Origin of the sequence: Limnovirga soli (genome assembly GCF_013106755.1) — a bacterium.
Taxonomy (GTDB): Bacteria; Bacteroidota; Bacteroidia; order Chitinophagales; family Chitinophagaceae; genus Limnovirga; species Limnovirga soli.
Map to the genome: position 1 here is coordinate 400,186 of NZ_WHPF01000002.1, position 12,845 is coordinate 413,030.

12 protein-coding genes are annotated in these 12,845 nt (G+C 40.5%); 3 read left to right on the forward strand and 9 right to left on the reverse strand.

What is annotated here, in order from left to right; translation table 11 throughout:
• The first annotated feature begins 167 nt into the window (after window positions 1-167).
• The 3 genes from GD597_RS03490 to GD597_RS03500 all read left to right on the forward strand — a co-directional run bounded on the left by GD597_RS03490 (window position 168) and on the right by GD597_RS03500 (window position 3,909).
• Window positions 168-794 (forward strand): DUF998 domain-containing protein, encoded by a 627-nt coding sequence (locus GD597_RS03490; protein ID WP_171606421.1) that lies wholly within the window; start codon window positions 168-170, stop codon window positions 792-794.
• 104 nt (window positions 795-898) lie between these two features.
• Window positions 899-1,771, forward strand: coding sequence for a c-type cytochrome (locus GD597_RS03495; RefSeq protein WP_171606422.1), 873 nt, complete (start codon window positions 899-901; stop codon window positions 1,769-1,771).
• Window positions 1,772-2,067: 296 nt separating this feature from the next.
• Window positions 2,068-3,909, forward strand: a complete 1,842-nt coding sequence (locus GD597_RS03500; RefSeq protein ID WP_171606423.1) for a UbiD family decarboxylase — start codon at window positions 2,068-2,070, stop codon at window positions 3,907-3,909.
• 327 nt (window positions 3,910-4,236) lie between these two features.
• On the opposite strand, the gene hisF is transcribed toward GD597_RS03500, so the two are convergent.
• From hisF to GD597_RS03545, 9 genes are all read right to left on the reverse strand, one after another.
• Entirely contained in the window at window positions 4,237-5,025 is a 789-nt protein-coding gene (hisF, locus tag GD597_RS03505) for an imidazole glycerol phosphate synthase subunit HisF (protein ID WP_171606424.1), read from the reverse strand.
• Window positions 5,026-5,164: 139 nt separating this feature from the next.
• Window positions 5,165-5,794, reverse strand: coding sequence for a LysE family translocator (locus tag GD597_RS03510; protein WP_171606425.1), 630 nt, complete (start codon window positions 5,792-5,794; stop codon window positions 5,165-5,167).
• A 20-nt stretch (window positions 5,795-5,814) separates the two neighbouring features.
• Window positions 5,815-6,534 (reverse strand): 1-(5-phosphoribosyl)-5-[(5-phosphoribosylamino)methylideneamino]imidazole-4-carboxamide isomerase, encoded by a 720-nt coding sequence (gene hisA, locus GD597_RS03515; RefSeq protein ID WP_171606426.1) that lies wholly within the window; start codon window positions 6,532-6,534, stop codon window positions 5,815-5,817.
• Window positions 6,535-6,654: 120 nt separating this feature from the next.
• On the reverse strand, window positions 6,655-7,287 hold the full coding sequence (hisH, locus tag GD597_RS03520) for an imidazole glycerol phosphate synthase subunit HisH (RefSeq protein ID WP_171606427.1): 633 nt from the start codon (window positions 7,285-7,287) through the stop codon (window positions 6,655-6,657).
• On the reverse strand, window positions 7,271-8,041 hold the full coding sequence (gene trpA, locus GD597_RS03525) for a tryptophan synthase subunit alpha (RefSeq protein WP_171606428.1): 771 nt from the start codon (window positions 8,039-8,041) through the stop codon (window positions 7,271-7,273). The genes hisH and trpA overlap by 17 nt, the downstream gene beginning before the upstream one ends.
• Before the next feature lie 85 nt (window positions 8,042-8,126).
• Entirely contained in the window at window positions 8,127-9,317 is a 1,191-nt protein-coding gene (trpB, locus tag GD597_RS03530) for a tryptophan synthase subunit beta (RefSeq protein WP_171606429.1), read from the reverse strand.
• An 89-nt stretch (window positions 9,318-9,406) separates the two neighbouring features.
• On the reverse strand, window positions 9,407-9,976 hold the full coding sequence (locus GD597_RS03535; RefSeq protein ID WP_235954172.1) for a GNAT family N-acetyltransferase: 570 nt from the start codon (window positions 9,974-9,976) through the stop codon (window positions 9,407-9,409).
• Between the two features lie 213 nt (window positions 9,977-10,189).
• A complete protein-coding gene (locus GD597_RS03540) occupies window positions 10,190-10,990 on the reverse strand; it encodes a DNA adenine methylase (RefSeq protein WP_171606430.1) in 801 nt (266 codons plus the stop codon).
• A gap of 88 nt (window positions 10,991-11,078) precedes the next feature.
• Window positions 11,079-12,842, reverse strand: a complete 1,764-nt coding sequence (locus tag GD597_RS03545; protein WP_171606431.1) for a hypothetical protein — start codon at window positions 12,840-12,842, stop codon at window positions 11,079-11,081.
• Window positions 12,843-12,845: the final 3 nt, after the last annotated feature.

Here is a 12,845-nt window from a genome sequence, read left to right on the forward strand (position 1 = left end):
TGTTCACTCATAAATATGACCACTGGCTAAATATCGTTTTTAGAATGCCCTGCAAGAACTGAATTTTATTGCAGAAAAATATCTTGTAAAGTACAATGACCTATTCAGTTAAATAAAAAAAGCCTGTTGAAATCACCTAAAACAAAAAACGAGCGACTTAAGATTTTATGAAATATAATAGAGCCATTCCACTAATAAGCCTTTGCGGAACTATACTGTTTTTGGCAATAGTTATTATTCTTCATGTAATACGACCCGATAAAAATATCATGTCTTGTTTTGTTAGTGAATATGCTGTTGGTGATTATAGCTGGCTTATGACGACCGCATTTTTATCACTTGCAACAGGCGTATCATTACTGCTGCTTGCATTAACAAGGATTGTTAAGGCATCAAAAACAAGTGTAATAACCTTAGGTATTTTTTGTGTTGGGGCTTTTCTTTTAGCAATATTCCCAACAGATATTCCGGGAAACCCGCCTACATCCACCGGCTTAATTCACGGCCTTTCTGCACTTGTTGCATTATTAAATTTAGGCATTGCAATGATCTCCTGGGGTTTTGATTTCAGGGGTAAGAAAAAATGGAACAGCATAGCAAAATTATCCTGGATTTTTGGCGCTGTAAGCCTTGCGTTATTTATCATTTTCTTTATGAGTCCGCCTTCGTTCAGGGGGCTTATGCAAAGAATATTGTTACTATGGAATATTAGCTGGATAGTGCTGGTAAACTGGAAAATATTGTCATTATGGTATTACCAATTACCGTACACACCCCGCTTCGGTAAAAGATAATAAAAGATACACCCGTACAAGAGTGCGACGCAACGAAGACACCATAAAAAGTCAAAGTTTGGCTCATAAAAAAAATCAATTTTCAATTTCAACAACAAAACGTTATGCTAAAAAAAATTCTTAAGTGGACGGGTATTACCATTGGCAGTCTGCTGGTAATTGTATTAGTGTTCTATGCAGTTGCGTATTTTAATACTGAGGCACGCATCAATAAAGTGTACGATGTTAAACTGGATAAATTGGTAATACCTACTGACAGTGTAAGTTATAACGAAGGCAAACATATTGCAGAGAACCGGGGTTGCCTTGGCTGCCATGGTCAAAATCTTGCAGGGGGTATTGTTTTTTTTGATGAAACATCACCTTTAGGAATATTGGCTACCGCCAATTTAACCAGCGGCAAAGGTGGTATACATTATACTGATGAAGATTGGGTACGTGCCCTGCGCCATGGTTTGGGAAAGGATAATAAATCTGTCTGGTTTATGCCATCCAACGAAGTATGCAATATTTCTAACCATGACATGGCAGCCCTTATTTGCTTTTTAAAACAAGAGCCGCCGGTAGATAAAATGGTGCCCGCAAAGTCAATAACACCATTAACAAGGGTTTTGGTTTACTTAGACAAATTTCAATTGTTTCCGGCAGAAATAATAGATCATAATGCGGTGTATAAAGATACGGTACTACCTGCTGTTACTGCAGCATATGGCGAATACCTAACCACCAGCTGTCAGGGTTGCCACGGGGCGCAAATGAAGGGTAATCCGCCACATGGAGATAATGAACCACCTATACCAAACATTAGCTCCACCGGCAATGTGGGCAACTGGAAAGACACTGATTTTATTACTGCGCTGCGCACCGGCAATACACCCGAAGGCAAACAATTAACAGACTATATGCCCTGGAGAGCCCTCACTTTTACCGATGATGAGCTAAAAGCCATTTACCTGTATTTACATGGGTTGAAATAAGGCACTTAATTAGATATGAATTTTTAATCGTGGGGCAGTGTCAAAGCTCGGGTTTAGTGGCAGCTGCAAAAAAATATATAGGTTGCAACGAAATTGTAACCGGAAAGAAGCCGCTTTTTGCACCTGTAAGTTTAAATAGCTATGCACCTTTCTTATTAGCTGCCGACCATTGCCCCAACCGTACAAGAGTGCGACGCAAGTGGCGATGCCATATGCGCTATTGCCGGGTACAAAAATTTTATAACAATCTATGCCGCAAACCTGCAACCTTTGCACTAATTAATTGTTTTATAGCCATGGCATATTCTTCTTTAGCAGCTTGTTTAACAGATTTGGAAAAGCAAGGCGAACTGGTACGTATTAAAGAACCCGTTGACCCTTTTTTGGAAATGGCCGCTATTCATTTAAGGGTGCACGAAGCCGGTGGTCCCGCTTTATTATTTGAACAGGTAAAAGGCAGTAAATACAGGGCCGCTTCGAATATTTTTGGCACTTTAAAAAGAAGCGAATTTATTTTCAGGGATACACTTACATTGGTAAAACAATTAATTGCATTAAAGAATAATCCGGCTGCAGCTTTAAAACATCCCCTACAGAATATGCAGGCAGGTTTTGCTGCTATAAAAGCTTTGCCTTTAAAAAACCCCATGTCAAAACCAGTACTGGCCAACGAAATAAACATCAGCGATATTCCACAAATACAGCACTGGCCAATGGATGGAGGTGCATTTGTTACTTTACCACAGGTATATACCGAAGATATTGAACAGCCCGGTATTATGCATGCCAACCTGGGTATGTACCGAATTCAACTTTCGGGCAATGAGTATATTCCCAATAAAGAAATAGGCTTGCATTATCAGTTACACAGGGGTATTGGGGTACACCAAACCAAGGCCAATAAAGCAGGCCAACCTTTAAAAGTAAGCATCTTTGCCGGCGGGCCACCCTCCCATTCTCTGGCCGCCGTTATGCCTTTGCCCGAAGGCATGAGCGAAATGACTTTTGCCGGTGTACTGGGTGGCAGGCGTTTCAGGTATTGTTATCAAGATGGATTTGGCATTAGCACCGATGCCGATTTTGTAATTACCGGAGAAGTGTACCCGGGAGAGAATAAACCCGAAGGGCCATTTGGAGATCACCTGGGGTATTATAGTTTGCAACACCCCTTTCCTTTAATGCGGGTGCATAAAGTGTATGCCAGGGATAATGCTATTTGGCCATTTACCGTAGTGGGTCGCCCACCACAGGAAGATACCAGTTTTGGCGAACTGATACATGCCATTACCGGTAGCGCCATACAACAGGAAATACCCGGTTTAAAAGAAGTACATGCCGTTGATGCTGCGGGGGTACACCCGCTGTTACTGGCGGTGGGTAGTGAACGTTATACACCTTATTTGCCCGCCCAACAGCCAGCCGAATTATTAACCATTGCCAACCATATTTTGGGCACCGGACAATTAAGTTTGGCCAAGTTTTTATTTATAACTGCTGATGATACCAATCAAATTTCGGCAAGCAATGTGCCCGCTTTTCTTGCCTTTGTACTGGAAAGAATAAACCTTGCCAGAGATGTACATTTTTATACCAATACTTCTATTGACACGTTGGACTATTCGGGTACCGGTATCAATCAGGGTAGTAAGGTGGTATTTGCTGCTTATGGCGCAATTCAAAGATCACTTTGCACCACGGTGCCGGAGCAATTGCAAAATCTGCACTATTTTACTTCACCCTATTTGGTGATGCCAGGTGTTATTTGCCTTAGTGCTGCCGCATTTACCAACTATGATACCGCCGTTGCCCAAATGCAGGAATTAAATAACCAACTTCAAAATCATATTGGCGACTTACAAAACCTGCCCCTGATAATTATTTGCGACGACAGCAAATTTACTGCAGCCAGCATGAGCAATTTTTTATGGGTAAGTTTTACCCGGGCTAACCCTGCCAATGATATATTCGGCATTGATAGTTTTTATAATAACAAACATTGGGGTTGTAATGGCCCATTGGTAATAGACGCCAGAATAAAACCGCATCATGCGCCACCAGTAGAAAAAGACAGTGCTGTTGAAAAAAGAATTGATAAACTATTTGATAAAGGAGGAAGCTTGTACGGGTGTATAAAATAAAAGAGGGGCAGTGGAGAACCATAGCCCCTTTTTTCAACCCTAAACCCTTAAAAAACTGGAACAAATGTAGAAAAAAACATTCCACAAAAGCAAAAAATTTTTTCATCTTTTTTTATCTGCTTTTTACAGGCTGCAAAAAGCTTCAATTGTTAATACATTGCTAACAAAACCTTCATAATCAGGCTTTTTATGCCCAAAAAAGCAAAGATTTCTGCAAATGCAATAGCATTTACAATTTTTAAGTAAGTGATTTTATGTAGATGAAAAGTCTACTAAATTTATATGCTACACAATTAAGGTGTATTTAGTAATTAAGAAGAAATCATATTAAATGCGCACTTTAATATGTTGCTGGTGCAGGTAATTTTTTAAATCGGGTATGGCTATTTCTTTGAAATGAAAAATACTGGCTGCAAGGGCGGCATCTGCAGCACCTTCGTTAAACACATCTACAAAGTGTTGCATGTTACCACCGCCACCGCTCGCAATTACTGGGACGGGTAATATCGCAGAAAGGGTTTTGGTAATATCCAGTGCAAAGCCCTGTTTGGTACCATCATGGTTCATTGAGGTTAACAATATTTCACCGGCACCTAAGTCAACTGCCTCTTTGGCCCAATCTATACAACGAGTATCTGTTTTTACACGGCCGCCATTCAGGTAAACATACCATTCGCCATCGGCTTCTTTTTTTGTATCAATGGCCAGCACTACACACTGACTACCAAAATCCTTTTCCAGTTCACGAATTAGGGCAGGCCTCTTAAAAGCCGCAGAGTTTACTGATATTTTATCCGCACCATTTTGCAATAACACACTAACATCCTCCACCGAAACTATGCCACCACCCACCGTAAACGGGATATTGATATGGTGCGAAATTTTATTCACCAGTTCGCTAAGGGTTTTTCTTTTCTCTACTGTGGCGGTAATATCCAGAAACACCAGTTCGTCTGCCCCTTGCTGGGCATAAAAAGCACCTAATTCTACAGGGTCACCGGCATCCCTCAAATCCACAAAATTGGTACCTTTTACCGTGCGGCCATCCTTTATATCCAGGCAGGGAATTATGCGTTTGGTAAGGCCTCTATCTATATTTACTGCTACACTACTCATATTAAATCAGTTTAAAATACCATTCAATAATGCTGTTATAAAAGCAACTAAGGTTTTTATGTACCCAGCTTAGGTATATTATGCAGCTTTACTTGCGTCGCACACTTGTGCTGCAAAACCAGTGGCAACAAAGGATGCATTATTTATTGCTACTCATAGCCACTTTTATACCAAGGCCAATTAACAATACCCCGGTAATTCTCTCCTGCCATTGAACAATGGTGGCCGATTTACTAAACCAGGCACCTACCCTGCCAAATAAAACAGCTACCACCATATTAACCAATGTACCTCCTACATTAAACCAGGTGCCTAAAAATAAAATTTGCCAGGCCGTATTACCCGCTGCCACATGAATAAACTGTGGTAAAAAAGCCAAAAAAAATAAAGCAACTTTTGGGTTAAGTACATTGGTTAATACACCCTGCCAAAATATTCTTTTGTATGATAGCGGCTGAATATGCGTATTCACTTCTAGTGCCTTTTTTTTGCTTAGCAAAGAACGAATACCCAAATAGAACAAATAGGCAGCACCCATATATTTAATGATATCAAAAGCCAGTGCCGATTGGGCAATAATGGCCGATAAACCAGCCATGGCTGCAAAAATATGCACCATACAACCCGCCATAATACCCAATGCCGATATAATACCTGCCCTGCTACCCTGAGATGTGCTGCGGGCCGCCACATATAACATATCATTACCGGGGGTGATGTTTAACAGCAATGCTGTTAAAGCAAACATCCAGAAATTTTCTATTATCATATGCGGCTTTGGTGTTGTATTTAGTTATTAACTTTCATTAGTTCTGGCAAACTAATACGGCCTTCATAAATGGCTTTACCCACAATGGCGCCACTACAGCCTATAAGCGCCAATTCTTCCAAATCCTGCAGGTTACTTACCCCACCACTGGCAATAAATTGCAAGTTGGGGAACTGGGTAATAATATTTTTATACAAATCAACAGATGGTCCTTCCAGTTTGCCATCCTTGCTTACATCGGTACAAAACAATTGTTGTATACCATGTTGCATGTATTTTTCTATAAAATCATAAATCCAGATATCGGTGGTTTCCAGCCAGCCGCCTATGGCAATTTTCTCATTCTTTACATCTGCCCCTAATAAGAATTTTTCAGCACCATAGGTAAGCAGCCATTGCACAAATAAAGTTTCATCTTTTACAGCAAGGCTGCCAATGGTGGCCCATGCAGCACCAGAGTTTAAAACAATCTTTACATCTTCTTCCTTTTTTATGCCACCGCCAAAATCAATAATTAAATTGGTTTTGGTAGCAATTGTTTCCAGTACTTTCCAGTTTTTAACTGCACCGGCTTTAGCCCCATCCAAATCAACCAGGTGCAATCTTTGCAAGCCTGCATCCTGAAATTGTAAGGCTATTTCAAGCGGATGCTCGTTATAGATTTTCTTTTGCGCATAATCGCCCTGTGTTAGGCGCACACATTTACCGTCAATAATATCAATGGCAGGTATAATTTGCATAAACAATTTTATTAAACATACAAGAACCCATATTGCCCAGTAGCATACCAAACGTACAAGAGTGCGACGCAAGGATGCCTGATTTACTTACTACAGCCTGGTTCAATAAATCAATTGTTATTAAATAAGTGATATAAAATTTTTGAGTATCTGCTCCCCCACTGTAGCACTTTTCTCGGGATGAAACTGCACCCCATAAAAATTATTTTTGTGCAATGCGGCACTGTAAGGATGTACATAATCGGTAGTGGCAATGGTGTGCCCACCGGTTGCAGCATAATACCCATGCACAAAATAGCAATAGCTTTCTTCTTTTAAGTGCGCAAACAAATTTGTTTTAAGCTGATAAATATTGTTCCAGCCAATTTGTGGCACTTTAATAGTGGCATCTAAGGGTTTGAACTGTTTTACCGGCTCGTCGAAAATACCCAGACAAGTGGTATCATTTTCTTCGGAATGCCTGCACATCAACTGCATACCCAAACAAATACCCAATACGGGTTGTGTAAGCTGTTTTAGCACATCGCTTAGTCCGCGTTCGTTTAGATAACGCATGGCGCTGCTGGCCTCACCTACACCGGGAAAAATGACTTTATCAGCAGCTTTTATTTGTGCATGATCGTCGGTTACCAAAGCTTCTACGCCAATACGCTCCAATGCATACAATACACTTTGAATATTGCCGGCATTGTATTTTACAATTACCAGTCGCTGGTTAGTTGTGATTGGTGTGCTGTTAAGACCTGATTCCATCAATAAATGCTTTTGTAGTGGCTTCAATAGTATCTGTTTGGGCGATGGCTTTTATATAGGCACTTCCAATAATAGCACCATTTGCATAGTTACAGGCCATATCAAAAGTGTATTTGTCTTTAATACCAAATCCAACCAAAATTGGATTACGCAACTGCATCTCCTGTAACCGTTGTAAATAGGCTTCTACAGGCGAAAAATCTTTATCGCTACCTGTAATAGACGAAGAAGATACTGCATAAATAAAGCCGGTACTTAATGCATCTAATTGCTGAATTCTTTCTGGTGCCGTTTCGGGTGTAACCAGAAATATAAAATCTAATCCGTATTTTTTTATGATAGCACCAAATTCTGTTTCAAACTCGTAGGGTGGCAAATCGGGCAATATAAGGCCATCAATACCCGCTGCGGCGGCATCGGCACAAAAACGTTCAAAGCCATATTGCAGGGCTGTATTCATATAACCCATTAAAATAACCGGAACAGTAATGGTGTCCCTGAAATGCTGTAATTGCTGAAATAATACTACCAGTGTCATTCCATTATCAATGGCTTGCAGACTGCTGGCTTGAATTACAGGCCCATCAGCTAAAGGATCGCTGTATGGCATGCCAAGTTCTATTAAATCAGCACCAGATTGCTGCAAGGCATGCATCACAGGAATAGTGCTATCCAATTGCGGATATCCTGCAGTACAATACACGTTTAATATACCCTTATTTTTTTGTGCAAATAGTGTTTGTAAACGACTCATTGAATTTGTTTTTCCATTTTAATATTCCACCTTAACTGTTAGTGGTAATCATTATTTCAATTATGCTTTTTGCAAAGCCAATACGCTACATGGCTTTCATATAGGTGGCCAGGTCTTTATCGCCCCTGCCACTTAAACACAATACCACCACATCTTTTTCAGTCCATTTTATTTGGTGCAAGGCAGAAAGTGCATGTGCAGTTTCCAGTGCCGGAATAATACCTTCCAGTTTAGACAGTTCAAAAGCTGCAGTAAGTGCATCATCATCGGTAGCACTTAAAAAAGTACCACGGCCACTTTCAAATAAATGTGCATGCAATGGTCCAATACCCGGATAGTCTAACCCAGCAGAAATGCTATGCGGTTCTACCACCTGGCCATCATCAGTTTGCATTACCAAACTTTTACTGCCATGTAATACGCCTGATTTACCCAATTGCGTAGTAGCAGCACTCATACCGCTGTTTACCCCATGGCCGGCAGCTTCTACTGCCAACAGTTGTACCGATAATTCATCTAAAAAATGATAGAATGCACCGGCGGCATTGCTGCCACCACCCACACAGGCCATTACATGTGTAGGTAATTCGCTGCCGGTATGCTCTTTTAACTGCCAGCGTATTTCTTCACTTATTACGCTTTGAAACCGCGCAACCATATCAGGATAAGGGTGCGGGCCTACTACACTACCTATAATGTAATGGGTATCTATAGGGTTATTAATCCAATCTCTTATAGCTTCATTGGTAGCATCTTTCAGGGTTTGGCTGCCACTGGTAGCAGGTACTACTTTGGCGCCCAGCATTTTCATGCGGGCTACATTGGGGGCTTGACGCTCAATATCTTTTACACCCATATAAACAATGCACTCAATACCTTTCAGGGCACAAACCGTGGCTGTGGCTACTCCATGCTGACCAGCACCCGTTTCGGCAATAATTCGTTTTTTGCCAAGGCGTTGTGCCAGTAACACCTGGCCAATGGCATTATTAATTTTATGTGCGCCGGTATGGCAAAGATCTTCCCGCTTTAAGTAAATGTTGGTATGGTGCAGATTACTTAAACGCTGCGCTAAAAACAAGGGTGTTGGCCTGCCCACATAATCTTTTAACAAGTCGCGAAACTCTTTTTGGAAACTGGTTTCGTGCATTATGTCCAGGTATTTTGTACGCAGGTCTTCTACATTGCGATAGAGCATTTCCGGTATATAGGCACCGCCAAAATTACCGTAATAGCCCTGCACATCGGGTTGCTGAAATGTTGCTGTTGTTGTCATGTTCTATTAAATTATGAGCCCATCTTTTTGTTAATATTCAAGCTTTACTTGCGTCGCACACTTGTACGGTTGGATACTTTTAGCAGCAATTATACCATCAACTGCATAAACACCAAATCAAGCCATCGGTTAAATTTATACCCTACTTCTTTCATATACGCTACCTGTTCAAAACCAAACTGTTTGTGTAACGCTATACTGGCTTCGTTGGTGGCATCAATACCTGCCATAATGGTATGATAACGCAATGCTTTTGCATTATCGATTAGGGGTTTTAATAATAGTTTGCCAATGCCTTTGCCACGACTATCTGCTTTTACATACACCGCATTTTCAACCGTAAACTTATACCCTTCCCATGTTCTGAAATGCCCAAGAGTACTAAAGCCCAGGATTACCCCGTTTTCTTCTGCCACAAATACCGCAAATGCATGTTTTCGTTTTTCTTTAAACCATTCGGTACGCATTTCTATCGTATGTGGTTCGTAATCGTACACCGCCGTTGTATGCAAAATAGCATCATTGTAAATGCTGAGTATTTGCGGCAAATCTGCTTCGGTGGCATGTTGTATATTGATCATTGGTATTTGCTGATTAAGGGCGCAAAAACCAAAAGTATATAAAATAAAAACGAAAAGTACATATTTAATCAGTTGCATAAAACCCGTTTAAGAGCCTTTTTACTGCCAATTAAACACTACATTTGCCTTGCCAATCAACAAATAATAAAGCTCAATCACTGTCCACGTTTCGGCTCATTTTTCTCAAAATAAAGCCGGAGCAACAGGTGACTGAGCATTTTGTTGATTGGCGTCGCATTTTGCAGCTCCGGCCTCTTTTAACTAATAAAGCCCCTTGCGGGGCTTATTTTTTTATATTGGGTAGTTGGCCGTCAATACTTCAACCTTGCGCTTTAAATAGCCCGACTTGGCGTTTACGCTTACTTTCTGCTCAACACTCCACATGTGCCAGCCATGTTTTGCTGCATACTTATTTAAAAGCTTACCAGGATAGCTACTTAATAGAAACTTACCCTTAACCCTGCTTAGGGATTGGAGCAACCTTTCAAAGTCATCATCAGTGTACCCATCGTAATGGCCGCAATCGCTGCCAATGTATGGCGGGTCAACGTAATGGAAGCTAGTAGGGGTATCTCTGCTTTCTATAATGTAAATCGCATCGCTACATTCTAACTGTACATTTTGTAACCTTTCAGCTAATTCAAAGGTGAATCGGTCTTTCCTGGTCTGTAATAGTTTGCTGGTTCTATTTTCCTGCTTATCATAACCCCAGCTGCCATCCAGCATGGCGCTAAAGCTTTGAGCACTTAGTACCCATAATGCCCAGGCTCGTTTTACTTCGTCAAATAAATGAGGATTATTATACACCACACTGGCATCGCGGTGCAAGGCCCTGCTATGCAATGTAACTGAGATCATCTTTTCAACCTCAGTAAAACGAGTTTGAATTACCCTGTAAAAATTAATCAGCTCCTTATTGGTGTCGTTCAAAACTTCAACACTGGCCGGAGGCAAAGCAAAAAAGAATGCAGCGCCTCCGCAAAATGGCTCATTATACAGGGTATAACTCTCTGGCTTTTTTTCTAAAAGATAAGGCAACATGCGTTGTTTGCCTCCGTAGTAAGTAATGGGTGTCTTTAATTGTATTTTCATAACTGAGTTTTTTTGCTCATTTTTCTCAGTTATTGAATATTAAAAAAGTTGTTATATTCTTGTTTAACCCAAATAAATCTGTAAAAAGTTACTTAGATAGATTATTGAATTCTATTAAGCCTACCCAATTAGAGCCACTACCTATTTTTACATCCCACGAATTTTCCCTAAACACAAACCCACTGCGGGTAAATGTTGCGGTCTTCCATTGATCTGTATTTGTTAAGGTAATTGTTTGAATAGTTGTTTCAAGGCATCTCCCAGGTATCTTTACCGTAATACTGCCGGTTCCATCGTCAAAATAGCTAATCTTGAACTCTACATTATTTGTGCTGCCACTATTTAAATTATTAGACAAATTTACAAGCAGTGTTCCCCTCGCAGCCCATCGGCCAAGCATCGAACTATCGGGGCCAATTCTGGCACCTCCTTCAATGTTGCTGTATGGGTCTACCAAATTCATGTTCTTTTGATAACAAGGATATCCATCAACAGTAAAGTCATCATAATAACTATTTGCATCATCACCAGCTGGTGCATTCGCATTGCTTTTTACGAATCCTAATAACGGGAATTGAGTTCTTATGCCTAATACTCTATCCCAACTCACATATTTAGCGGTTACTTTCACACTTCGATAATCTCTATATTCAGCATTATAACTACTATCCTGCAATGTATATAGTCGTGTATTTAATGCCTTTGTAGAGTCACCAGGCGCCGCAATTGTCCCAAAAACAGTTTCCGGAAATCGTGTTTTATCATCAAATGCGGGCCTATCAGCAGGCATAATAAAACCATACTTACTAGAGTCGTTTGTGTATTTGTTGAAAAAGTTTATCAGGCGGGGATCTGCTGCTGACTGTGTTGAGGAGTGCACATTATTCATCCAGCCTTGAGGCAAATTTATCATTGATAGTCCACCAGTAAGGGCGCTGCACATCAGGGCAAATCCTTCCTTATTCTTATTTACAGCAGAATTTAGCATGTATCCCTGAACCTCACCACGACTGGTAGGGCTATTTCTTGTATAATAAGTATACTCGCAATCGAATCCGATATCGTGCGATAAAGTGCCTTCCTTAATCCAAACAAGCGGGAATCTATCTCTAACATAACTCAAATCGCTTCCATCGTTACCAGTGTTGATCATCAATCTAATTGATGGGTAAGATGATGTTGAAATAAAGGATACCAAACTATCCCATGCAGGATATTTCCATTCAAAAGTCCATCTGGCATCACCTATGGTATCAGCAGTATTATAAGGAACTCCCTTATACGGGCCTGTATCACCCGTGCTTCCTTCTGAAGATTGAAAATAAAGAACCTTATTTTTTATAGTTGAGGTATATGCTGCAATATGGTTAATAACCGAATCCTGGGTTTGATAATAATAGTTCTTATAGATGGAGCTAAAATAATCAGGGTAAGGGCCCTCGGGGCCAAATCCTCTATTTGTATAAAAAGTATCAATGTGCGTTCCGTCTAATAATTCAGCAGTAACATCGGGGCCATATTGAACTTGAATACCAACAAAGTAACCTAAAGTTGCAGCTCTTGACACTACGCTATCAAGTATTGGCCAATTAAATGCACCGGCCAATGTTGGCCTTAATTGATTTGATGTTATAGTGAAATGAATGCCTTTGATATCGTAATTGTTATATAGCGCAATGCCATTGGTAACATCTACATTGAGGTAGCCCCAGGCTCCGAATGTATCGCCTGTTAAATTTGGGGCAGATACAGGCGGCAAACTATAGCTACTAATTTTGTAATCCTTTGAAGACAATATAGCTACGCCTATAGTTGCTACTGTAATTGCTAAATATAAATTCCTGATTTTCATCTT

What these genes read in the sequence shown, in the direction of transcription:
- trpB (WP_171606429.1), bottom strand. Translation starts at nt 9,317, where the DNA reads ATGACAACAACAGCAACATTTCAGCAACCCGATGTGCAGGGCTATTAC.
- GD597_RS03500 (WP_171606423.1), top strand. Translation starts at nt 2,068, where the DNA reads ATGGCATATTCTTCTTTAGCAGCTTGTTTAACAGATTTGGAAAAGCAA.
- GD597_RS03540 (WP_171606430.1), bottom strand. Translation starts at nt 10,990, where the DNA reads ATGAAAATACAATTAAAGACACCCATTACTTACTACGGAGGCAAACAA.
- GD597_RS03510 (WP_171606425.1), bottom strand. Translation starts at nt 5,794, where the DNA reads ATGATAATAGAAAATTTCTGGATGTTTGCTTTAACAGCATTGCTGTTA.
- GD597_RS03490 (WP_171606421.1), top strand. Translation starts at nt 168, where the DNA reads ATGAAATATAATAGAGCCATTCCACTAATAAGCCTTTGCGGAACTATA.
- GD597_RS03535 (WP_235954172.1), bottom strand. Translation starts at nt 9,976, where the DNA reads ATGCAACTGATTAAATATGTACTTTTCGTTTTTATTTTATATACTTTT.
- hisA (WP_171606426.1), bottom strand. Translation starts at nt 6,534, where the DNA reads ATGCAAATTATACCTGCCATTGATATTATTGACGGTAAATGTGTGCGC.
- hisF (WP_171606424.1), bottom strand. Translation starts at nt 5,025, where the DNA reads ATGAGTAGTGTAGCAGTAAATATAGATAGAGGCCTTACCAAACGCATA.
- GD597_RS03545 (WP_171606431.1), bottom strand. Translation starts at nt 12,842, where the DNA reads ATGAAAATCAGGAATTTATATTTAGCAATTACAGTAGCAACTATAGGC.
- trpA (WP_171606428.1), bottom strand. Translation starts at nt 8,041, where the DNA reads ATGAGTCGTTTACAAACACTATTTGCACAAAAAAATAAGGGTATATTA.
- hisH (WP_171606427.1), bottom strand. Translation starts at nt 7,287, where the DNA reads ATGGAATCAGGTCTTAACAGCACACCAATCACAACTAACCAGCGACTG.
- GD597_RS03495 (WP_171606422.1), top strand. Translation starts at nt 899, where the DNA reads ATGCTAAAAAAAATTCTTAAGTGGACGGGTATTACCATTGGCAGTCTG.